Here is a 23794-nt window from a genome sequence, read left to right as displayed (position 1 = left end):
ATTCACAATACATTACTTAATAAGTGATAATATTTCACCCATTTAAATAAAATTTTAGACAGAAAACAGGCAGGTAGGAAAAGATTCCTAATCTGCCTGTTCATCGTTCTTTGCTAGACGTACAAATTTTAAAAGTACAATCATGGTAGAAACTAATACACACAAAAAACTTCAAATATGGTTCAATAAGTTCTCAACTGCCTTTTAAAAAATCAACAGAAGTTATATTCTCATTAAAAAAAACTATTTTCTGTTTTTCGGATGTTTTAGTTTTGACTTTACAATTATATGATTACTTTTGCAAAAGTTTTACGGTAAAAGCTCTGTATCACCACCTTTCGACTATAAAACCCAAGCGGATTCATAGACGAAAAGGAACCGGAGCAAGAACCGGTACGAATGAAAAGTCTATCATAAACCTTTCACCAAGTTCTCCTAGGACTTACTCGTTTCAGTCCTGCTCTTTTTTCCGTTCCGCTTCATTGTTCGCCTTTTCCAATTCCTCTTCAGTCAGAATCTTATCCTCTCCGAATTGAATTTTCACATGTACACAATGCTTATCATCAGCCGTACACTCCACTTCAGCACAATCTTTCACGATATTCCCCACCATTGCATATACGACTTTTGGGAAGTCAATAATATTCGTCGATTCTTCAATAATACAGTTGGAATAAATAAAAATAGTCGTCCAGTTGGGCGTCGTGTCGATGCCATCGAAAGCGCAACCGCAAATTCGTCCTACCGAAGAACGTGAACATTCCGAATGTTCCTGCACGAATTTCTCCGGGATGCCATTCAGTTGTTCCATCTTAAGCATGGGCTCTACGACGGCTTTCTTGACATCATCGTCACTATGCCGCACACCGACTGTCTTATTCGGTTTGTTCTTGTTGTTTGACTTTTCTTCATTTAACTCTACAATCTTGATACCATCGTTCATATTCATACAATTTTTAAATTTTCTACAAAAGTCAACTATTTCTTTTAACATATATGTTCATGCTTGACACATTCGTATTTTTTTCTTTTTATGCGTCACGGTTGAACACCTTTTACATCCCCCGTTTTCTACCTTTGCCGCCGTAATCAAAAATAATAGACCGAATAAAATGACCGAAATTGAAAAGAAACATTCCCCTCAACGGGTGCGGCTTATGAAGCAAGCCGCCGTCATCCGGCAAAACAACGGCATGAGTCGCCACGATGCCCTTGTCACCGCCCACCGGATAGGAGCACTCATCCGGCAGATGCATCACGACACCGTCCGCTTCTGCTACACCAAGCAGGACGGAACCGTGCGCCACGCCAGCGGTACACTCACCGACTACGAACATAGTTTTCACCGCCCTTACACGCCACGTCCGGAAAACACGTTCGTCGTCTACTACGACACCGAAGCCAAAGGATGGCGCACGTTTCACGCCGAAAACTTCCTATGCATCGAATGAGCCGCGAAGAACGGGCAGAGTGGGAAGCACTATGCAGGCAGTACAACGTAGATTCGTTGTACGAGGCCATTCAAGGTTGCCGGGAAGAGTTGAAGTTTCTCGCCCATTGCGCCGCACGGCTCGAACCCCGGACGGACGAGGAAGCGGATGAGGAAGCGGACGAGGAAATTTACGAGGAAATTTACGAGGAACCCGACGAGGTTATTCACGAGTAGCCCTACAAGAAAGCCCACGAGCAGCCCACGCCGTTTAACACAACCCGAAAACGCCGTTCTTCTCTACCGGGAAACGCCGTTTAACGCTCGCAGGCTACGCCGTTCTTCTCTTCGGACACAGAAGATAAGCTGTCTTTTTTAACAAAGTATAAATTCATTAACAAATCTCATTATCAAGTATGGAAAATTGGAGATTCTTTGAAGAAAATCCCGACTACATGATTTCAGACCATGGTCGGGTATTGAGTCTTAAACGCAAAGTGAAGGTGATTCTTCGCAGTAAAATCCTCGCAAAAGGCTACGAAACCATTCAGCTTCAGCAAAAGGGGATTGTGGTCTTACATTGTGTACACCGCCTGGTAGCGAAAGCATTTATCCCGAATCCGGAGCATCTGCCGCAGATTAATCATATCGACGGAAACACGATGAACAACCACGTGTCAAACCTCGAATGGTGTGACGCATATACCAATGCGATGCATGCCGTCCGCACGGGATTACGCCCCGTCGGAGTCGGTTCACAAAGTGTTCCCTGTGCCATCACGGATGACGCGGGAAAGATTCTGCGGGCCTATCCGTCCATAGTGGCCTTGAGCAGAGAGGAACATCTGAATATCTCGTCTCAAAATTGGCTGAGACTCCAACTGCGCCACCCTGAACGTGTCCGGCAACACGCCCTGCGCACTCAGCAACACCGGAGTGACGCGTTTATCATAGACACTCCCACACCGGACTACGGACTACTCATACCTGATTCTGAGCCGCATATACCGGACTTCGAGCTGCACACACCGGACTCTAAACTACACGTACCGGACTCTAAACTACACGTACCGGACTTCGAACTGCACACATCATCACCCCTCACTCCCGTGCGCCATCCGGTGACCAAGCAATATTACCGCCAACTGTCCGCCGAGGAAGCCATCACCTTCGGATTTACCCCGCACGCCTCATCACGCAGACAAGAAAGGAAGGTGGAGCAATGAAAGACGCCATCATCATCCACTGTTCTGCCACCCGTGCGGGACAGGACATCACTGCCGCCGACATCGACCGGTGGCATCGTGAACGCGGTTTTTGGTCTATCGGCTATCATTTCGTCATCCGTCTCGACGGGACTATCGAATCGGGCAGGGACGTCACTCTCGACGGGGCGCACTGCATGGGCTGGAATCAGCGGGCCATTGGCATCTGCTACGTCGGCGGACTGGACAAGGACAGTCGTCCCGCCGACACACGGACGGAAGCGCAACGTGCGGCACTCGTCCGGTTGGTGGAAGCGCTGCGGCTTGTCTTTCCCAGCATCAAGCAGGTGATAGGCCATCGTGACACCAGTCCCGACCTCAACGGAGACGGCATCATCTCGCCCAACGAGTATATGAAGGCTTGTCCCTGTTTCGATGTACGCAAGGAGTTCAATCTTTAATTTTTTATAATTTCTACTATGGCCCGCATTTCCAAACCCGGATTAGATTATTTCCCTCTCGATGTCAATTTCCTACAAGACAGAAAGGTGCGCCGCATCTCCAGCCGTCATCATGCCGCGGGGATTGCCGCGCTCACTTCGCTGCTTTGCCTTATTTATAAGGAGAAAGGATATTATGTAGTATGGAACAAGGATACGTTGTTCGACATCGCCCAGGAAGCGTGTTGCGGTGAAGAGGAGATGCAGGCCATCATTGACGATTGCCTGTCGGTAGGATTGTTCGACACCTATATATATAAGGAGTACGGCGTGCTCACCTCGCAAGCCATCCAGGAGCAATATCACAAGATTATCACGGACAGCCGGAGAAAATACAAATTGCCGCTAGAGCTTTTTTGGCTCATTAGTGCGGAAAATGAGGAAGATTCCGGCGAATCTGCTGCAAATACGGGCGAAATTGCTACAACAATCCCACAAACAAAACAGGAAATGGACAGAGAGAAGGAGATAAAAACGGAAACGGAGAAAGGAAAAGAAAAGGAATATGAGATAGAGAAGAAAAAGGAGAAAGAGACGGAGAAACAAGAAAAAGCGGAAAAGCAGATGGAGAGCGAGATACCGCCTGCTGCGCGAAACGGTGTCGCACAGGCTGCGCCTGTTGATGTAGGTGGTTTGTCTTTGGGCGGAAGTTCAGAGTCGTTGCTACGAATGAATCTGGAAGCCATCGGCGTCCATAATGAACAGACGGTGAAAGCTGTCATCGGCCTTGCCCGGCGAAAAGAGTTGGGTGGGCCCGGCGGTACGCTGTGGAAAATCCTCAGTTCCGAATATCGCTCCACGCTGCTCAAGAAGAACGAGCCGGGAGATTACATTCTTTGGGCGCTTAATCATCCTGCGGAGTTTGAGAGCACGTACAATGGGGTGCTGATGAAAAGGACGAGGGGGAGATTGTAATGAAACATTTCTCCAAAAATTAAGCCGGAAAACAGAAGAAAGCCAATGTTTTATTGTACCTTTGTGAGACGAAGAAAAGCCTCTTTCATAGTGTAAAGAGAAACCATCTCCTTACAACATAAAAGAGCAACAACCAAAACAATGAGCAAATTTATCAATCCGTTCACCGACTACGGATTCAAACTAATATTCGGCAGAGAAGTATCCAAGGATTTATTAATCGAATTTCTGAACGACCTTCTCGAAGGTGAACGAGTGATAACAGACTTACAGTTTTTGAATAATGAGCAATTGCCATGCTATCCGGAGGGACGAGGTATCATCTACGATGTGTATTGCACCACGGACACGGGAGAAAAGATTATCGTTGAAATGCAAAACCGCATGCAAAGCAACTTTAAAGAACGCTCGATTTACTATTTATCCCGCGCCATCGTCAATCAAGGACAGGTAGGCAATGAATGGAAATTTGAAATAAAAGCCGTCTATGGAGTTTTCTTGATGAACTTCGTGATTGACAAGAACATAAAACTCCGCACGGACGTTATATTGGCTGACAGGGAAAACGGAAATCTCTTTTCGGACAAATTCCGGGAAATTTTCATTGCTCTCCCGCTCTTCGACAAAAGTGAAGAGGAATGTGAAACGAATTTTGAACGTTGGATTTATATATTGAATAATATGGAAACTTTAAAACGCCTGCCGTTTAAGGCACGAAAAGCTGTCTTCGAGAAACTGGAAGATATTGCTGATGTGGCTTCTATGTCTCCCGAAGACAGAGAGCGATACGACAATAGCGTCAAGGTATACCGCGATTATTTAGTAACAATGGATGCCGCTGAACAAAAAGGGATAGAAATCGGTGAAAAAAGAGGTTTGAAGGAAGGAAAAGAAAGAGCCCAGCTAGAAATAGCCAAAAACCTAAAAGCTAAAGGAATGGATAACAACTCTATTGCTGAATGTACTGAGCTACCTATAGAAACTATCGAATCCTTATAGAACACTGATCCCGCTCTCACCTATAACCACGGCCAAATTCTCCCAATTTGGCCTTTATTATCTCCCGCCAATCCCCAACCAATCGGGTAGACCCCCGGCATCCGCCACCAAAAACGGGAAAACAGCCTAGACCACCAATTCCACAAAAGCGTGTAAAGGTAATTTCAGTAACTGAAAACAGAGTGATATGTTAAATTGCGAAATCCGAAAAAGAAAAGCTGATTAGCAATAAGATAGAGGAAAAGAGAAAGAGGAAAAGAGAGAAAAAAGGCTAATAAGTCTTAGAAGAACTTGGTACATTGTTGATTGTAAACTTACCGTCAATATCAGTGATAGTGCCGAGGGTAGTGCCATTCACCAATACTGAAGCACCTACGACAGGCTGCCCATCTTCTTCAGAAGTTACCAAACCGGTAACACTGGATGTCTGCGCTGTCATCAGACCTATGCCTATAAAAAGGAAGGTCATTAAGAACATCAATTTTCTTTTCATAAATTCTCTCTTAAATTTAACCTATAAACAGATTTTTTGTCTCTAACAGGTTGCAAAGATAACACAAATTATGAAAAAGCGAAAAAAGTGTTACACTTTTAACTAAAAACTATCATACTGTAAGCACGAGAACACCGTAAAACGAGAGTTTAAAACAAAACGTTTTTGATTTAGCAACTTTTAAAACATCATCACTAGCAGAAAGAAAGTGTTAAAAACAGGGGTTTTGAAAACAAAAACATCAAAAATCCACCCGTTCGGGTAACTTTTCGTCATTTTCCACCTATAAATGTACTAAAGGACTATTAACGATAGTAAAAGCGGAAAGCCCGATTACCAAGTTCTTCTAAGACTTTGCGCGTTTCCTATGTAGGAATGGTTTCACAAGACGTGACTATCAAGCCCGGAGTTATCAAAGTAGTATTAAAAAGTGATGCCAAGGCCTTGGATGAGGTGGTAGTCACGGCGATGGGTATCTCACGTGAAAAGAAAGCGCTGGGTTACGCCGTTCAGGACGTGAAGTCCGACGACTTGACTCGCGCGGCAAACACCGACCTTGCCGGAGCTTTGCAAGGTAAAGTATCGGGTGTGGACATCGCACCGTCTTCCGGTATGCCGGGTGCATCGTCCAAAATCACTATCCGCGGTTCGCGCTCGTTCACGGGCGACAATACACCGCTCTACGTTATCGACGGTATGCCCATCGCTTCGGCAGCCGACGTGACCACTACGGACTACGCCAACGGCGGTGCTTACGGTACCGACTACGCGAACCGTTCGGTAGACATCGACCCCAACGACATCGAAAGCATCAACATCCTGAAAGGTCAGGCAGCGTCTGCACTTTACGGTATGCGTGCTTCCAACGGTGTGATTCTCATCACCACCAAAAGCGGTAAAGGCGTTGCCAAAGGCAAACCGGTTATCAACTTCCGCAGCAACTTGTCTTTCGACGTAGTGTCTACACTGCCCGAACTGCAAAAGGAATACGCGCAAGGTAGCGGCGGCGTTTACGCTCCGTACTCCGGCCATAGCTGGGGACCGAAAATTTCGGACCTCGCCAACGACCCCACTTACGGCGGCAACACCGACAATGCTTTCACGCAACAGGGTGGCAAACGCCAGGGACAGTACTACGTTCCCCAACGTGCCGCTGCCGGACTTGACCCATGGGCTACTCCGAAGGCTTACAACAACATGAAGGACTTCTTCGATACGGGTATCACCTGGAGCAACAATATCAACGTGTCGCAGAACATGGATAAGGGTAACTACTCTTTCTCTTTGGGTAACAGCCATCAGGAAGGTATCATCCCGACAACGGGCATGGACAGATACAACGCGAAACTGTCTGCCGAAGTGCAACTCAGCCCGAACTGGTCGACCGGTTTCAACGGTAACTTCGTGACTTCCAAAATCAAGAAGCAGTCTACTGCCAACTCAGGTGTGACGGCTACTATCTACAACGCTCCGGTGAGCTACAACATGAAAGGTATCACGCCGCATATCGAAGGCGACCCGTACACGCAGAATACATACCGCCAGGCATGGATTGACGATGCTTACTGGGCAGTCAACAACAATACCTTCACCGAACGTTCACAACGTTTCTTCGGAAATGCGTTCGTGAAGTTCACTACGAAATTCGGCACGGACAACCACAAGTTGGACGTGAAATACCAAATCGGTGACGACGCCTACACGACCAACTACAGCGAAATCTACGGATACGGCAGTACGATGGCAGACTATGGTGAGGACATCGAATATCACTACAGCGTAAACGAAATGAACTCGCTCCTGACGGCTTCTTACCGCTGGGACATCAATCAGGACTGGGTGTTCGACGCCTTGATAGGTAACGAGCTTGTAGAGAAAAAGACTCAGTACAACTATACCTACGGCGCGAATTTCAACTTCCCCGGATGGAATCATCTGAACAACTCTTCTATGTTCCTGAGCGATAAGTCATACATCAAAAAACGTACGGTAGGTAACTTCGCCAACCTGTCTCTCGCATGGAAAAACATGGTGTATCTGAGCGGAACAATCCGTAACGACGTCGTTTCGAATATGCCGCGCGGCAACCGTTCGTTCACTTATCCTTCCGTTTCACTCGGTTTTGTATTCACAGAACTGGAGCCGCTGAAGAACAACATTCTTACGTTCGGTAAGATTCGCGCTTCTTACGCGGAAGTAGGTATGGCAGGCGATTATATGCAGAGCTATTACTACACTCCGAGCTACGGCGGCGGATTCTTCAACGGTACGCCGATTGCTTACCCGATTGGGGGAACAATGGCTTATATTCCTTACTATAAGGTATATGACCCCAACTTGAAACCGCAGAACACGAAATCTTACGAAATCGGTGCCGACCTGACGTTCTTCAACGGATTGTTCTCACTGAACTATACCTATTCTCGCCAGAACGTGAAAGACCAAATCTTCGAAGTGCCTTTGTCAGGTTCTACGGGTTATGACAGTATGATTATGAACGGTGGTAAGATTCACACCGACTCTCACGAGCTCACGCTGTCAGTATCTCCGGTGAACAAGCGCAACTTCAAACTGGATTTCGCCTTCAACTTCTCGAAGATTGACAACTACGTAGACGAATTGGCTCCGGGCGTGGAAAGCATCTATCTCGGTGGTTTCGTCACTCCGCAGGTGCGTGCCGGTATCGGTGAAAAATTCCCGGTTGTATATGGTAGCACCTACAAGCGCAACGATGCCGGACAAATCGTAGTAGACGCGAACGGTCTGCCACAGGTAGGCAAAGACGACGTTATCGGCAGGGTTTCTCCTGATTTCCGTCTGGGATTCAACACGAATATCGAACTGTACAAGTTCCGCATCGCTGCCGTATTTGACTGGAAACAGGGCGGACAGATGTACTGCGGTACGGCAGGTGAAATGAACTTCTACGGTGTATCCAAGGAAACAGCGGACAAGCGTAAGAACAGTTTCGTAGTTCCCAATTCTGTGAAAGAGACAGGCACGGACGCGAAAGGCAAACCGACGTATGCCGCCAACGACATCGCCGTGACAGACGCACAGTCTTACTATACCCGTCTGCGTTCTATCAACGAATCTTACATCTATGATTCGTCTTTCATCAAGTTGCGCGAACTCTCGGTGAGCTATCCGGTATTCAGCAACAAATGGCTGAAAGTAGACGCGAACGTATTTGCCCGCAATCTGATCGTGTGGTCGGAACTGAAAGGATTTGACCCTGAAGCATCGCAAGGTAACGACAATATGGGTGGCGCGTTCGAGCGTTTCTCTCTGCCGGGAACTGCCAGCTATGGTTTTGGTGTAAATGTGAAATTCTAATTAGCTAAACGAAAGAAATTATGAAAAGATACAATAAAATAACAGGTGTACTGGCGGTTGCCACGCTGTCTCTGTTCTCCGCTTGCTCTGAGGACACGATGGACAGAATCAATAAGGACCACGACCACACCACCAGTGTTGCTGCGAGATTTATCTTGACAGACGTAATTACTTCCACCGCTTTCTCCAACTCCAGCGGTGACCTCAACACGTATGCTTCCGCTTACGTGGAATATGAAACAGGCGTTGACAACCAGCTTTTTTACGCTGAAGTACGCGAGAACGAACCGTCGTCTTCATCTACCTATAATAATGTGTGGAACGGCATCTACTCTACTCTCAAAAACGCGCGCATCATCATCAACCAGTGCAGCGCAGGCGGAAGAGACCACGGCAACGACCTCACCAAAGGTATGGGCCAAGTGATGGCTGCCTACAACTGCGCTTTGCTGACGGATTTCTTCGGCGATGCTCCTTGCAGCCAGGCTGCCTTGGTAGACGAAAACGGCTCGCCGGTCTACCTGACTCCGAAAATGGATACGCAGCAGGAAATCTATACGCAACTGATGGCGTATCTGGACGATGCTATCGTGAATCTTCAGAAAGATGACTTGGCGGACGTTTCGCTTCAGGATTTCCTGTACGCAGGAGACGCGGACAAGTGGCTGAAGTTTGCTTACGGACTGAAGGCTCGTTACACCATGAGACTGATTGCCCGTTCGAGCAACAAGAACGCGGATTTGGAAAAGGTGCTCGAATATGTGAGCAAGTCATTCGAGTCGGCCGACGACCAGGCTGCTTTCGCTATCTATGACGCCAGCAACATCAACCCGCTCTACGGCTTCTACGCATCACGCGCGGCACTCGGAGCGAGCCAAAGCTTGTGCAACAAGTTGACATCTATCGGTGACCCGCGTGCAGACCGTGCGTTCTTCTCTCCGGTGGCTAGCCAGAAACGTACACAGGTAAGTGCCGGTGACGCTGCTTTGATGCCTGCTCCTAACGGTACGCCGGACCAGAGTACTTCAAAATATGGTATTTCCGCATTTATGTATGCCAAGATTGCGCCTACTTTGTTGATGAGCTACCACGAACTGCTGTTCCTCAAAGCGGAAGCATTGGCTCGCTTAGGACGTGACGCGGAAAGCGCGCTGAAAGATGCGGTAGTTGCCGGATTGCTGAATGCTGAAAACAGTATCAGTATCGCTATCAAGGAATTAGGAAGCAGTCTGACGCCTAATGCTTCAGTTCCGTTCACCGACACAAATGCCAAAGAGTATTTCGACAATGTAGTGAAGGCTAGATACACAGCCAATCCGCTACAGGAAACAATGATTCAGAAGTACCTGGCTCTGTGGGGCACTTCGGGCGAAGCTACTGAAACATACAATGACATCCGTCGTATGAAAGGTCTGAACGAGAACTTCATCACGTTGTCCAACCCGCTCAACACGACTAAATTCCCGCTGCGCTATCCTTACGGAAACAGTGACACGACTGCCAACCCGGAAGTGAAAGCTGCTTATGGCAATGGTGACTATGTATATAGTGAAGCTGTTTGGTGGGCAGGCGGAAGCCGATAATCGTACTTTACATCTCTCAAAGGAGAGACTTTACATAGAGTCGTTTCTGAACTCTAACAAATTTACAGAAGCGAACAAAAATAGGCCAACCGTGAGGTTCGCCTATTTTATTTTTATCATACCGTATTTCTACCGGATGGTTCTTTTTTTCTTCTGTTGCCTATTAATTTTCTTTAAGTAAAAATTTCCGGCTAATGCTAAAGCAATGTTTCCTGCTAATGCTAAAGTCAGTTTCCAACCATTACAAAAGTCAGTTTCCAACCATTGCAAAGCAAGGTTCCTTACCACTGCAAGTCGGGCAAGTATTTACTCAGTGTAGTGCGGAGGATGCCCAAGGTAATGGGTTTCACCAATACTTCCGTCGCTCCCGCGTTCATCGCGTTTTCCTTGTCGGAGCTGAAAGCATAGGCTGTCTGCATGATGATAGGTATTTCGGTATTGGACTCACGGATTATCTTCGTCGCTTCCAATCCGTTCATAACCGGCATTTTGATGTCCATAAGCATCGCTTTGGTTCTTCCATGGTGTTCTTTAAACAACTGTACCATTTCTTCTCCATTTCTAGCCCATTCGATATCACATTTTTTACCTATGATGGCTTTGATTAATTTGAAGTTACTGTCATCATCTTCGGCCACCAAAATCAGTGGACGGAATTCATTGGGTTGTACGCCTTCCATATTGTTTTACTATTGTTATTTTATCTGTTTTTCAGATTAGTACTTTTTTCAGCCCGCAAGTTATAAAAAAGATTCATATATTTCGCTATCTTTGCGCTTCAATTTAAAAGAATAGTATGATTTCTGTTGACGGATTGGCCGTAGAGTTTGGCGGCGCTGCTTTATTTAGTGACATTTCCTTCGTTATTAATGAGAAAGACCGCATCGCCCTGATGGGTAAGAACGGGGCTGGTAAAAGTACACTGCTGAAAATTTTGGCGGGTGCGCGGCAGCCTACCCGCGGCAGGGTTTCGGCTCCCAAAGATTGCGTGGTAGCGTATCTGCCGCAGCACTTGATGACGGAAGACGGACGGACGGTGTTTGAAGAAACAGCACAGGCGTTCGCGCATCTGCACGAGATGGAAGCGCAAATCGAGCGGTTGAACAAGGAGTTGGAGACGCGGACGGATTACGAGAGCGACAGTTATATGGCACTGATTGAGGAAGTATCGACGCTGAGTGAGAAGTTTTATTCGATTGATGCCACGAATTATGAGGAAGATGTGGAGAAGGCTTTGCTCGGACTGGGGTTCAAGCGGGCGGATTTCCAGCGTCAGACGAGTGATTTCAGCGGCGGATGGCGGATGCGTATCGAGCTGGCGAAGTTGCTGTTGCAGAAACCGGACGTGTTGTTGCTCGATGAGCCGACGAATCACTTGGATATTGAGTCCATCCAGTGGCTGGAGGATTTTCTGATAAATAATGGTAAAGCGGTGATTGTGATTAGTCACGACCGCAAGTTTGTGGATAATATCACGACGCGTACTATCGAGGTGACGATGGGGCGCATCTATGACTATAAAGTGAATTACTCGCAGTATCTGCAACTGCGCAAGGAGCGCCGGGTGCAGCAACAGAAGGCGTATGACGAGCAGCAGAAGTTTATCGCCGAGACGACGGAGTTTATCGAGCGGTTCAAGGGAACGTATTCGAAGACGTTGCAGGTGCAGAGCCGTGTGAAGATGCTGGAGAAACTGGAGTTGCTGGAAGTGGACGAGGAAGATACTTCGGCATTGCGGTTGAAATTTCCGCCTTCGCCCCGTTCGGGCAGTTATCCGGTGATAATGGATGGTGTCGGGAAGACGTATGGTGACAAGACGGTGTTCCGCAACGCGAATCTGACGATTGAGCGCGGGGATAAGGTGGCTTTTGTCGGCAAGAACGGTGAGGGTAAGTCTACGCTCGTGAAGTGTATCATGCGGGAAATCGAGCATGACGGTACGCTGACGCTGGGACATAATGTGCAGATTGGGTATTTCGCGCAGAATCAGGCTTCGCTGATGGATGAGAATCTGACGGTGTTTCAGACGATTGATGATGTGGCGAAGGGCGAGATTCGGAACAAGATTCGGGATTTGCTGGGTGCTTTCATGTTTGGCGGGCCGGAGGAGTCGATGAAGAAAGTGAAAGTGTTGTCCGGTGGTGAGCGCACGCGGTTGGCGATGATAAAGTTGCTGCTGGAACCGGTCAATCTGCTGATTCTCGATGAGCCGACGAATCATCTCGACATGAAGACGAAGGATATTCTGAAGCAGGCGCTGCTCGATTTTGACGGCACGCTGATTGTCGTTTCGCACGACCGTGACTTCCTCGACGGACTGGTGACGAAGGTGTATGAGTTTGGCAATCAGAAGGTGACGGAGCACCTTTGCGGCATCTACGAGTTCCTCGAAAAGAAGAAAATGGATTCGTTGCAGGAGCTGGAAAAGAAATAATAAATGATAAAAAGAAGGTATCGGCTGTAGAGGAAAGAAAAGTATTTGTATATTTGTAACATTATTTATAGCAGGTACTTAGAAAAAATGGATGAAGCAAGGCGGTTATACATTATAAGCGGATGTAACGGGGCTGGTAAAACCACCGCTTCCTACACCGTACTGCCTGAAATCCTGCTATGCAAAGAGTTTGTAAATGCGGACGAGATTGCCAAGGGGTTGTCTCCTTTTAACCCGGAAAGTATGGCGATAGAAGCCGGACGTCTGATGTTGAAACGCATTGATGAACTATTAGCCGCCAAAGTTAGTTTCTCTATCGAAACTACATTGGCAACGCGCTCATACACCCGGCTCATCAACAGAGCACAGAGTGACGGATACAAGGTCAGTTTGATTTATTTTTGGCTGAACTCACCGGAACTTGCTGTCAACCGTGTGTTGCAACGGGTCAATGAAGGAGGGCACAATGTGCCTATGGACGTTATCTACCGCCGCTATCAGGCAGGTATTAATAATCTGTTTCAGATATACATGCCGCGCGTAGACTATTGGTTGTTGGCTGACAACAGTGTTTCTCCTCGGGTGATTGTAGCTGAAGGCTCCCGACACGGCGAGGAACAGATATATGAACTTGAACTTTTTAAATGCATCAAGAATTATGTCAGAGAATGAAAGGCAGGAATTGAGCGATAAATTACGGCGTGGACTTCAGTTGGCGGAAAAACGACTGTTGGAGAAAAATGCACGAAACGGTAAACTCTTGAGTCAGGGGACACCGGATGGAAAAGTTATTTATGTCTCGGCAACAGAATTGCTGGAACGCTTGCAAGAAAAAGAAAAAGAACCACTAAAAGAATAATTTCTCTAAAAGAAAGGATGAAAGGGAAGAAACGAATTATAGTAACTCTGCTGTTTTTTATCAACATCATCATGTTGGTGGCGGCAGTTATTCCCCATCATCACCACCCCAACGGAATGATTTGCATGAAACAGGACTTGCCGGTCGAACAGCAGTGTCCCATGCACAATCACCATCACCACCAAAACCATCAGCCCGGAAGCGATTCCTGCTGTAACAGCGAATGCCTGACAAGGTTTCAATCGCCTATCCCATCCATACACACTGACAGCGGACCGGATTACGTATTCATCGCTACACTGTTTACGGATGTAATCATAGAACATTTACTGCGACCGCAAGAGAGACGGGTCAAGAACTACTACGTCTACCGAGACTCTCTGCATGGTACGGATACTCCCCGTGCCACTTCTCTTCGCGCCCCTCCCTACTCTGTTTTTGCGTAAAAACGTGAATGCAAATCTGTTGCATCCGCGTTACTTTATCTTTGTAGCGTAAATCAAAAACAGTAAAATTTAGTAGGAAAATATCATTTATGAAGAAATTTATTTTTATCGGAGTCCTGGGACTGTTCGTCTTGGGGGCTTGCAATAGTACCGTCACACACACACACAACGAGCATGACCACGAAGCGGAGGGACATAATCATGCGACAGAAAGTCACAACCATGCGGCTGAAGGTCACGAAGGTCACGACCATGCGGCTGAAGGTCACGAAGGTCACGACCATGCAGCAGAAGGTCACAACCACGAAGCTGAAGGCCACGACCACAGCGCCCACGGCGGCGAATGTAGCGGCGACCACAGCCACGGAGCAACCGACAGCCACAAGGAAGGCGCAGAAGCCCACAGTGATGAAATTATTCTTCCGAAAGCGAAAGCCGACGCAGCCGGAGTGAAAGTGAGCGCCGTTGAGCCTGCTCCTTTCCAACAGGTGATCAAGACCAGCGGACAAGTGCTGGCTGCGCAGGGAGACGAATCGGTTGCCGTAGCTACAGTAGCCGGCGTTGTTTCTTTCCGTGGCAAGGTGACGGAAGGAATGAGCGTCGGCAACGGCACTCCTCTCATCACGATTTCTTCGCACAACATTGCCGACGGCGACCCGGTGCAGCGTGCACGTATCGCCTACGAAGTGTCGAAGAAAGAGTACGAACGCATGAAAGCGCTTGTCCAAAACAAGATTGTATCCGACAAGGATTTTGCGCAGGCTGAACAGAGTTACGAAAACGCACGCATCAGCTACGAAGCCCTCTCCAAGAACCATTCGGCCATCGGACAGAACATCACCGCTCCTATTGCCGGATACGTGAAAAGTATTCTCGTGAAAGAAGGAGATTACGTGACTATCGGCCAGCCGTTGGTAAGCGTGACGCAGAATCGTCGCCTGTTCCTTCGCGCGGAGGTATCTGAGAAGTATTACACGTATCTTCGTACGATTAATTCGGCAAACTTTCAGACACCATATAATAACCAGGTGTACGAACTGAAAGCATTGAACGGCCGACTGCTCTCTTTCGGCAAGGCTGCCGGAGATAATTCCTTTTACGTGCCTGTCACGTTTGAGTTTGACAATAAAGGGGAGGTGATTCCCGGTTCTTTTGTAGAAGTATTCCTGCTTTCTTCGCCGATGGAGAATGTGATTTCGCTTCCGCGCACTGCGCTGACAGAGGAACAGGGCATTTACTTCGTATATCTGCAACTTGACGAAGAAGGTTATAAAAAACAAGAAGTTACGATTGGTGCCGACAATGGCAAGAGTGTGCAAATTCTTACAGGTGTGAAGCCCGGCGACCGCGTGGTGACCGAAGGGGCTTATCAGGTGAGACTGGCAAGCGCAAGCAATGCGATTCCCGCACACAGCCACGAACATTAATCGGCAACGTGCCGCAGCCGGATTTCCTTGCGGCGCATCTATCCTTTTTTTATAACTCAACTAATGAATTATCATGCTTAATAAAATTATACATTACTCCCTGCACAACCGTTTGGTTGTACTCTGTGCGGCTATTCTCCTGCTCATCGCGGGGACATACACCGCCATGCATACGGAAGTAGACGTATTCCCCGACCTCAACGCCCCCACGGTGGTCATCATGACCGAAGCGAACGGCATGGCTGCCGAGGAAGTTGAACAACTCGTCACTTTCCCTGTTGAAACTGCCGTAAACGGCGCTACCGGTGTACGTCGTGTGCGTTCTTCTTCTACCAATGGTTTTTCTGTTGTGTGGGTGGAGTTCGACTGGGGGACAGATATTTATCTTGCCCGCCAGATTGTAAGCGAAAAGCTGGCGGTAGTCAGCGAATCGCTGCCAGTCAATGTCGGCAAGCCGACTCTCGGCCCACAATCTTCTATCCTGGGCGAAATGCTTATCGTCGGACTGACTGCCGATTCGACTTCGATGCTCGACCTTCGGACCATTGCCGACTGGACGATTCGTCCCCGTCTGCTGTCTACCGGTGGTGTGGCGCAGGTAGCTGTGCTCGGTGGAGATATTAAAGAATATCAGATTCAATTGGACCCGGAACGGATGCGCCACTATGGCATCTCGATGGGCGAAGTCATGGCCGTGACGCAGGATATGAACCTGAACGCGAACGGTGGTGTGCTCTATGAGTTTGGAAATGAGTATATTGTACGTGGCGTACTGTCCACCACGCAGACCGAACAGCTCGGCAAAGCGGTGGTGAAGACGGTGAACAGTTTCCCTGTCACGCTGGAAGATATTGCGAATGTGACCATCGGCCCGAAAGCCCCGAAACTGGGTACGGCTTCGGAACGTGGCAAACCGGCGGTGCTAATGACCGTTACCAAACAGCCTGCCACCAGTACGCTGGAGTTGACGGACAAACTGGAGGCGTCTTTGAAAGACCTTCAGAAGAATCTGCCGCCGGACGTGAAGGTGTCAACGGATATTTTCCGTCAGAGCCGTTTTATCGAGAGTTCCATCGGCAATGTGAAGAAGTCGCTTTTGGAAGGAGGTATTTTTGTCGTCATCGTCCTGTTCCTGTTCCTGGCGAATGTGCGGACTACGCTGATTTCATTGGTGACATTGCCGCTTTCGTTGCTGGTTTCCATATTGACGTTGCATTACATGGGGCTGACTATCAACACGATGAGTCTCGGAGGTATGGCGATAGCCATCGGTTCGCTGGTGGATGACGCGATTGTCGACGTGGAAAATGTGTACAAGCGGCTACGGGAAAACCGGTTGAAGGCGGAAGCGGAAAGACTGAGTACAATCCAAGTGGTTTTCAATGCTTCGAAAGAGGTGCGTATGCCGATTCTTAATTCGACGCTAATTATTGTGGTCAGCTTCGTGCCGTTGTTTTTCCTGAGTGGCATGGAGGGCAGGATGCTCGTGCCGCTGGGGATTGCTTTTATCGTGGCGCTGTTTGCTTCTACGGTGGTTGCGCTGACGTTGACTCCGGTGCTTTGTTCGTATCTGTTGGGAAGTAACAAGACGAATAAGGAGATGAAAGAGTCTTTTGTGGCGCGTTGGATGAAAGGTATTTATGGGAAGGCGCTGACTTGGGTGTTGGCACACAAGCGGGTGACATTGGGCGGAACAATTGCGCTCTTTCTCATTGCGTTAGGGGTGTTCTTTACGCTGGGACGCAGTTTCCTTCCTTCTTTCAATGAGGGTTCGTTTACTATTAATATCAGTTCTCTGCCGGGTATTTCGCTGGAAGAGAGTAATAAAATGGGGCAGCGTGCGGAAGAGTTGTTGATGACGATTCCGGAAATACAGACGGTGGCCCGCAAAACGGGGCGTGCCGAGTTGGATGAGCATGCGTTGGGCGTGAATGTGTCGGAGATAGAGGCTCCGTTTGAATTGAAAGACCGTCCGCGCGGTGAATTGGTGGCAGAGGTGCGCGAGAAGTTGGGAACGATTACGGGAGCGAATATTGAAATTGGTCAGCCTATCAGCCATCGTATCGACGCTATGCTGTCGGGGACGAAGGCGAATATCGCGATTAAGTTGTTCGGGGATGACTTGAATAAGATGTTCTCGTTGGGCAATCAGATTAAAGGGGCTATCAGCGATATTCCCGGTGTGGCGGACTTGAATGTGGAGCAGCAGATTGAGCGTCCGCAGTTGAAAATTCAGCCGAAACGGGAGATGTTGGCTAAGTTCGGAATCACGCTGCCGGAGTTTTCGGAATATGTCAATGTGGCTTTGGCGGGAAAGGTGATTTCGCAAGTTTACGAGCAGGGGAAGAGTTTCGATTTGATTGTGAAGGTGAAGGATGATGCCCGCGACGAGATGGAGAAGATTCGCAATCTGATGGTGGATACGAATGATGGCCGCAAGGTTCCTTTGAGTTATGTGGCAGAAGTGGTGTCGGCCATGGGCCCGAATACCATCAACCGCGAGAATGTGAAACGGAAAATCGTGATTTCTGCCAATGTGGCCGACCGTGACTTGCGCAGTGTGGTGAATGATATTCAGAAGGAGATTGATTCGTCGGTACAGTTGCCCGAAGGGTATCATATTGAGTATGGCGGACAGTTCGAGAGTGAGCAGGCGGCCAGCCGGACGTTGGCGCTGACTTCGTTTATCAGTATTGCTGTCATTTTCTTATTGCTTTACCATGAGTTCCGCAGTGTAAAAGAGTCGGGAGTTATTTTGCTGAATCTGCCGCTTGCGTTGATTGGTGGTGTTTTCGCATTGGTGATAACGACTGGTGAGGTCAGTATCCCCGCCATCATCGGTTTTATCTCTCTGTTTGGTATCGCGACTCGTAACGGTATGTTGCTGATTAGTCATTACAACCATCTGCAACAGGAAGAAGGCCTGAATGTCTACGACAGTGTGATTCAAGGCTCTCTCGACCGTTTGAACCCGATTTTAATGACGGCTTTGTCGTCTGCGTTGGCATTGATTCCATTGGCTTTGGGCGGCGATTTACCGGGTAACGAAATACAGAGTCCGATGGCCAAGGTCATCTTGGGCGGACTGTTAACGTCTACGTTCCTGAACGGTTTCATCGTCCCAATTGTTTACCTACTGATGCACCGGCTCCAGCGCCAGCGTAGCGCTGGAGCAAAGTTCCCCTGCGGCACCGATGGAGCCAGCGTAGCGTTGGAGCAAGATTTCCCTGCGGTACCAAAGTAGCCAGCGTAGCGCTGGAGCAAGATTTCCTTGCGGCATGAAGGCATTTTAGGCACGGATTACACGGATTACACGGTTGTTTTATAAACCGCATTTCCAAAAACCGTGAAATCCGCGTTATCCGTGCCTAAAAATTATCATTTAACGTGATACATTATAAAAAACAAGAAAGTATGAAACGAATTATCATTATAAGTTCTTTTGCCGCCACTGCGCTCTTTGCCCTGACAGGCAATATGCAGGCGCAGAGCAGTATAGACCAAGTTTTAAAAAATATAGAAACAAATAATAAGGAGTTGCAGGCGAACGGGCAACTGATTCAGTCGCAAAAACTGGAAGCTAAAACGGATAATAATCTGCCTGACCCTACACTTTCTTATGCGCATCTTTGGGGGGCGAAAGATAAGAGTGAGACAATCGGCGAACTGGTTGTTTCACAGAGCTTCGATTTTCCGAGTTTATATGTGACACGCAATAAGTTGAACCGCTTGAAAGCGGGGGCTTATGACAGTCAGGCAGATGTTTTCCGCCAGGAGAAATTATTGCTGGCGAAAGAACTTTGCTTGGATATTATTATGCTCCGTCAGCAGAAGAATATCCTGGAAGAGCGTCTTCGTAATGCGGAAGAGCTCTCGAAGATGTATGCCAAACGTCTGCAAACGGGGGATGCGAACGCGCTCGAGACGAATAAGATTAATTTGGAACTGTTGAACGTTAAGACGGAAACGTCGCTGAACGAAACGGCACTTCGCAATAAGTTGCAGGAGCTGAATACGTTGAACGGAAATATCCCGGTAGTTTTCGAGGAAAATCAATACCCGTCTGTGCCTTTCCCGTCTGACTATCAGATTCTGAAATCCGAAATGATGTCCGCAGACCGCACGTTGATGGCTCTCGGCAACGAAAGTTTGGTTGCCCGCAAACAGATTGCTGTCAATAAGTCTCAGTGGTTGCCGAAACTGGAGCTGGGTTACCGACGGAATACGGAGACGGGAGTACCGTTCAATGGCGTGGTAGTCGGCTTTTCTTTCCCGCTTTTCGAAAACCGGAATAAGGTAAAGATTGCCAAAGCGCAAGCGCTGAATATCGACTTGCAAAAGGATAACGCAACATTGCAAGTGGAATCCGAACTGGCACAGCTTTACCGCGAAGCCAAAGCGCTGCACGCTTCGATGGAAGAGTACAGCAAGACTTTCCAGTCACAACAAGACTTGGCATTGCTGAAGCAGGCGTTGACCGGCGGGCAAATCAGTATGATTGAGTACTTCGTAGAAGTATCTGTAATCTATCAAAGTCACCAAAACTATCTGCAACTGGAGAATCAGTATCAGAAAGCGATGGCACGGATTTACAAGAGTAAACTATAATGTTTTTATCTCATCCGGTAAATATCCGCTTCGGATACGCCACTCTTGCGGATAAAGATTATTTGCACGGTTGCCGATATTCTTTACGAAGCCGAGAGGGATATTCCGATAGGTAAGTAAAACATAACCGCGAGGGGCTGTTACCGATAAGGTAATGGCCTCTTTTCGTAAGTAGGCAATCGCTTGTTCGTAAGTTACTTCTTCGGTCGCAAAAGCTGTGCGGCGCAGCAGTGCGGAACTCATTGCCAAAGCATGGTCGGGGATTAAATCTTTTCCTTTCACCTCTCCCACTCCGACACCTGCCGACACGATTTTCAGGCTTTGCTTCATCGCCGCCAGTTCGTCAGCGTATTGTTGTGGGAAGATTTGAATGGTTGTTCCCTCTGTGGATAATAGATAACCGGCGGATTCCTCTTCATTCAACCAGCTCTTGGCTACATTCAGATGTTCTTTGGTGACAAGTGACGGCGTTGCTCCACTTTTCTTATCCTTTTTCTTTGAAGTTTTGCCTTTAGCAAAAGAAAAAGCGGGTGTGGCGTCTTCTTCCGTTTCCGGTTTGCGAAGGGCGGCTAAGAAAAAGCCTTCGCCTTTGGTTTTATGGGGGAAGAAATGGTAGACTGGCGCTTTTTGCACGGAGTTCTCCGAACTTCTTGCAGCCCTTGAATTTGCGGAATCTATTGTAGTCTCTGAGTTCACAGAACCTATTGCGTTCTCTGAATCTACATAATTTCTTGTATTCTTTGAATTTTCAGAACCTCTTGCAGTCTCTGAGTTCTCAAAATTTCCTGCAATCCCCAAATCTTCTGAATTTCTTAACAGCTTCGAATTGTTAGACTCGTCCCGTAAAAGATTTCCTGTAATATTCCAGTCCTTCCCTACCTCAAGAGCCAACGGTTCTGCCCCAAATTCTTGCTGAATCCAACGAACGTTTTCTTCATCTTCTTTTGTATTATACGTACATGTACTATATATAAGGATTCCACCAGGTTTCAAGCTAGGCCAAATATCTGCGATAATTCTCCGTTGCCGTTGCCAGCATATCGCTACATTTTCCGGACTCCATTCTTCAACTGCCACGGGGTCTTTACGGAACATACCTTCGCCCGAACAGGGAACATCAGTCAAAATCACATCAAAGAAAGAGGGTAAAGATGAAAAGTCAGCAGGGTCATTATTGGTTACCACTACATCCGGGTGTCCCCACTTAGTGAGGTTCTCCGCCAAAATCTGCGAACGGTTTCTGATAACTTCATTGGCAACCAGCAGACTTCCTTCAGGAAGCACACTGCGGGCATGAGTCGATTTTCCACCGGGAGCAGCACATAAGTCCAACATCACCACCGGTTCTGTGACATACTGTCGGAGCACTTGTTCTACAAACATGGAAGACGCTTCTTGAACATAATAACAGCCTGCATGAAACAGAGGGTCGAACGTAAACGTAAGACGCTCATCAAGATAGAATCCTTCGGAAGCCCAAGGGACTTTGTTTAATGAAGAATGGGGTATAGAGGATGAAGCTTTTCCATTATTCAATCTTATGCTGACAGGCGGTTCCTGTTGCAAGGCAGCAGCCAGTTTGTCGTATTCTTCGTCGCCCAATAAAGAGCGGGTGTAATCTATGAAAGAAGCGGGTAAATTCATTTTCGTTTATTAATTTTCGCAAATATCAAAAATATTTCGTCTCTTTGCAACTTTCTTGGATATTAACTACGTCTAACAGACAAAGAAACAAATTAAAAAACTATTTATATGAAAAATTTTCTACTTGCATTGATGGTCGTACTGACCACTTGCACATTGGCTATCGCCCAAAATAATACGACTGTTACACAAGATTCCGTCGGGAACATAAAAGTCAGCGTAAAGAAAGGTAGTAAAGCGGACGCGAATAACACTGCTGTGACAGTGGTTGGCGTAGACACTACGGATGCCGATTCTACCGACATTGACGCTGATTCAAGCAGTACGAGTCACGGTAGTGCCAGCTTCTCAATCAATACGGATGACGATGACTTTCCATTCAATAACTTCGGAGATGCCGTTAGTGGTGGGATTCTAGTAGCAATTATCGCAATAATTGCCACATTCGGATTTCCGGTTTTCATTTTGTTCGTTATCTTCTTCTTCCGCTACAAGAACCGGAAAGCACGCTATCGCCTTGCCGAACAGGCACTTGCGGCAGGACAACCGTTACCGGCAGACTTTATCCGTGAAAACAGGACAGTCGACCAACGCTCACAAGGTATCAAAAATACATTTACGGGCATCGGACTTTTCATCTTCTTATGGGCCATCACAGGGGAATTTGGAATCGGAACTATCGGACTGCTAGTTGCATTTATGGGAGTCGGACAATGGATCATTGGTGACAAACAGAAGAAAAATTCGGAAGCATCCGATGCTTGGATGCGCAATATCGGTTCCATAGAGAAAGGTAATGGGCTTAATGAAGCAAAGAACGCTGAAGCAAAGCACGAAGAAGCAAGGAACGAAGAAGGAAAGCACGCAGAAGAAAAGCCCGAAGAAGAAAAATGAGCCAACTCAACGATATATCGCTAGTCGCGCAGGTCGTGGTGTTCAAGAACACCAGGGCCTTCGACCAGTTGGTGGGGAAGTATCAGTCGCCTGTCCGGCGGTTCTTCCTGAATCTGACTTGCGGCGACAGCGAATTGAGTGACGACTTGGCACAAGATACATTCATCAAGGCATATACGAATATTGCTTCTTTCCGAAACTTATCAAGTTTCTCTACGTGGCTGTATCGTATTGCATACAATGTTTTTTATGACTATATTCGCAGCCGGAAAGAGACGGCTGACTTGGATACAAGGGAAATAGACGCCATCAACAGTACCGAGCAGGAAAATCTCGGTCAGAAAATGGATGTCTACCAGTCGCTCAAGACGCTCAAAGAAGTGGAAAGAACCTGCATCACGTTGTTCTACATGGAAGATGTAAGCATCGACAAGATTGCGGGGATAACAGGAATACCGGCAGGGACGGTGAAAAGCCATCTGTCGCGTGGTAAAGAGAAATTAGCAACGTATTTAAAACAAAACGGTTATGAAAGAAGTAGACAATGATAAGCTCTTGCGCGATTTCTTCGCAGAAAACAAGCAGGAAATAGCGGACAACGGATTCAGTCGCCGTGTCATGCACCACTTGCCCGACCGCAGCTATCGGTTGGCACGTCTTTGGAGTGCTTTCGTAATGGCGATTGCAACTGTACTTTTCGTTTGGCTGGGCGGTTTGGAAGCTGCTTGGGGAACCATCAGGGAAGTGTTCGTCGGTATGATTAATCATGGCGCTACAAGCCTTGACCCGAAATCAATTATTATCGCTACCGTCGTCCTGCTGTTTATGGCGACACGTAAAGTGGCTTCGTTGGCATAAAACAGTACGAAAAAGTTAATATTTAACAGTCCCTGTTGACAAGGAAGGAAGACGGAAAGAGAAAACGCCGTTCTTGACAGACAGACAAGGGCAATTCCCATATCGAGTAGGAGGAAAATAAAAGTAGTTTTCTTCCTACTTTCATTTTCCGACCTCTCACACCA

Annotated in this window: 21 protein-coding genes and 1 pseudogene; 18 read left to right on the top strand and 4 right to left on the bottom strand. The window is 47.5% G+C overall.

The features are described 5' to 3' along the window. Positions 1-451 precede the first annotated feature (451 nt). Entirely contained in the window at positions 452-949 is a 498-nt protein-coding gene (locus HC965_RS21210; protein WP_223854972.1) for a hypothetical protein, read from the bottom strand. A gap of 163 nt (positions 950-1112) precedes the next feature. On the opposite strand from HC965_RS21210, the gene HC965_RS21205 reads away from it, so the two are divergent. The 6 genes from HC965_RS21205 (at position 1113) to HC965_RS21180 (ending at position 5048) form a co-directional block, all read left to right on the top strand. Next, positions 1113-1451 (top strand): SH3 beta-barrel fold-containing protein, encoded by a 339-nt coding sequence (locus tag HC965_RS21205; RefSeq protein ID WP_191033337.1) that lies wholly within the window; start codon positions 1113-1115, stop codon positions 1449-1451. Then, complete coding sequence (locus HC965_RS21200) at positions 1448-1666, top strand: hypothetical protein (RefSeq protein ID WP_191033336.1); 219 nt, start codon at positions 1448-1450, stop codon at positions 1664-1666. The genes HC965_RS21205 and HC965_RS21200 overlap by 4 nt, the downstream gene beginning before the upstream one ends. Before the next feature lie 179 nt (positions 1667-1845). Continuing rightward, positions 1846-2655 carry an HNH endonuclease gene (locus HC965_RS21195; protein ID WP_191033335.1) on the top strand — a complete coding sequence of 270 codons (810 nt, stop codon included), beginning with the start codon at positions 1846-1848 and terminating at the stop codon, positions 2653-2655. Further along, on the top strand, positions 2652-3095 hold the full coding sequence (locus HC965_RS21190; protein WP_191033334.1) for an N-acetylmuramoyl-L-alanine amidase: 444 nt from the start codon (positions 2652-2654) through the stop codon (positions 3093-3095). Before HC965_RS21195 ends, HC965_RS21190 begins: the two co-directional genes overlap by 4 nt. A gap of 18 nt (positions 3096-3113) precedes the next feature. After that, positions 3114-4049, top strand: coding sequence for a DUF4373 domain-containing protein (locus tag HC965_RS21185; RefSeq protein WP_191033333.1), 936 nt, complete (start codon positions 3114-3116; stop codon positions 4047-4049). A 141-nt stretch (positions 4050-4190) separates the two neighbouring features. Beyond that, positions 4191-5048, top strand: coding sequence for an Rpn family recombination-promoting nuclease/putative transposase (locus HC965_RS21180; protein ID WP_191033332.1), 858 nt, complete (start codon positions 4191-4193; stop codon positions 5046-5048). Between the two features lie 271 nt (positions 5049-5319). Here HC965_RS21180 and HC965_RS21175 read toward each other — a convergent pair whose 3' ends face one another. Next, the gene (locus HC965_RS21175) at positions 5320-5541 is read right to left on the bottom strand and encodes a carboxypeptidase-like regulatory domain-containing protein (protein ID WP_191033331.1); all 222 of its coding nucleotides are present in this window, start codon (positions 5539-5541) and stop codon (positions 5320-5322) included. 333 nt (positions 5542-5874) lie between these two features. Here HC965_RS21175 and HC965_RS21170 point away from each other — a divergent pair. Then, positions 5875-8877: pseudogene (locus tag HC965_RS21170) on the top strand (SusC/RagA family TonB-linked outer membrane protein); the annotation flags it as partial. 20 nt (positions 8878-8897) lie between these two features. Continuing rightward, complete coding sequence (locus tag HC965_RS21165) at positions 8898-10460, top strand: SusD/RagB family nutrient-binding outer membrane lipoprotein (RefSeq protein WP_191033329.1); 1563 nt, start codon at positions 8898-8900, stop codon at positions 10458-10460. Positions 10461-10741: 281 nt separating this feature from the next. Here the strand turns inward: HC965_RS21165 and HC965_RS21160 are convergent, their stop codons facing one another. Continuing rightward, positions 10742-11140, bottom strand: a complete 399-nt coding sequence (locus tag HC965_RS21160; protein ID WP_191033328.1) for a response regulator — start codon at positions 11138-11140, stop codon at positions 10742-10744. A gap of 116 nt (positions 11141-11256) precedes the next feature. Here HC965_RS21160 and HC965_RS21155 point away from each other — a divergent pair, with 116 nt between their 5' ends. From HC965_RS21155 to HC965_RS21125, 7 genes are all read left to right on the top strand, one after another. Further along, positions 11257-12894 carry an ABC-F family ATP-binding cassette domain-containing protein gene (locus HC965_RS21155; protein ID WP_191033327.1) on the top strand — a complete coding sequence of 546 codons (1638 nt, stop codon included), beginning with the start codon at positions 11257-11259 and terminating at the stop codon, positions 12892-12894. Between the two features lie 87 nt (positions 12895-12981). Further along, complete coding sequence (locus HC965_RS21150; protein ID WP_191033326.1) at positions 12982-13566, top strand: zeta toxin family protein; 585 nt, start codon at positions 12982-12984, stop codon at positions 13564-13566. Then, on the top strand, positions 13553-13753 hold the full coding sequence (locus HC965_RS21145) for a hypothetical protein (RefSeq protein WP_191033325.1): 201 nt from the start codon (positions 13553-13555) through the stop codon (positions 13751-13753). The genes HC965_RS21150 and HC965_RS21145 overlap by 14 nt, the downstream gene beginning before the upstream one ends. 17 nt (positions 13754-13770) lie before the next feature. After that, positions 13771-14199, top strand: a complete 429-nt coding sequence (locus tag HC965_RS21140) for a DUF6769 family protein (RefSeq protein WP_022139356.1) — start codon at positions 13771-13773, stop codon at positions 14197-14199. A gap of 89 nt (positions 14200-14288) precedes the next feature. Further along, positions 14289-15626: an efflux RND transporter periplasmic adaptor subunit gene (locus HC965_RS21135; protein WP_191033324.1), complete on the top strand. Its 1338-nt coding sequence runs from the start codon at positions 14289-14291 to the stop codon at positions 15624-15626. Positions 15627-15699: 73 nt separating this feature from the next. Continuing rightward, the gene (locus tag HC965_RS21130; protein ID WP_191033323.1) at positions 15700-18870 is read left to right on the top strand and encodes an efflux RND transporter permease subunit; all 3171 of its coding nucleotides are present in this window, start codon (positions 15700-15702) and stop codon (positions 18868-18870) included. 170 nt (positions 18871-19040) lie between these two features. Then, positions 19041-20234: a TolC family protein gene (locus tag HC965_RS21125; RefSeq protein WP_191033322.1), complete on the top strand. Its 1194-nt coding sequence runs from the start codon at positions 19041-19043 to the stop codon at positions 20232-20234. Here the strand turns inward: HC965_RS21125 and HC965_RS26720 are convergent. Continuing rightward, positions 20229-21878 (bottom strand): RsmB/NOP family class I SAM-dependent RNA methyltransferase, encoded by a 1650-nt coding sequence (locus tag HC965_RS26720; protein ID WP_223854971.1) that lies wholly within the window; start codon positions 21876-21878, stop codon positions 20229-20231. The genes HC965_RS21125 and HC965_RS26720 overlap by 6 nt on opposite strands. Positions 21879-21986: 108 nt before the next feature. Here HC965_RS26720 and HC965_RS21115 point away from each other — a divergent pair, with 108 nt between their 5' ends. The 3 genes from HC965_RS21115 to HC965_RS21105 are packed head-to-tail and all read left to right on the top strand — an operon-like array spanning position 21987 to position 23630. Continuing rightward, complete coding sequence (locus HC965_RS21115; protein WP_223854970.1) at positions 21987-22772, top strand: DUF6249 domain-containing protein; 786 nt, start codon at positions 21987-21989, stop codon at positions 22770-22772. Continuing rightward, entirely contained in the window at positions 22769-23320 is a 552-nt protein-coding gene (locus tag HC965_RS21110) for an RNA polymerase sigma factor (protein WP_191033321.1), read from the top strand. Before HC965_RS21115 ends, HC965_RS21110 begins: the two co-directional genes overlap by 4 nt. Continuing rightward, positions 23301-23630, top strand: coding sequence for a DUF5056 domain-containing protein (locus HC965_RS21105; protein ID WP_191033320.1), 330 nt, complete (start codon positions 23301-23303; stop codon positions 23628-23630). The genes HC965_RS21110 and HC965_RS21105 overlap by 20 nt, the downstream gene beginning before the upstream one ends. Positions 23631-23794: the final 164 nt, after the last annotated feature.

Source organism: Bacteroides sp. GM023 (assembly GCF_014750685.1).
Lineage (GTDB): Bacteria > Bacteroidota > Bacteroidia > Bacteroidales > Bacteroidaceae > Bacteroides.
This window is presented reverse-complemented; position numbering and strand designations above follow the sequence as displayed.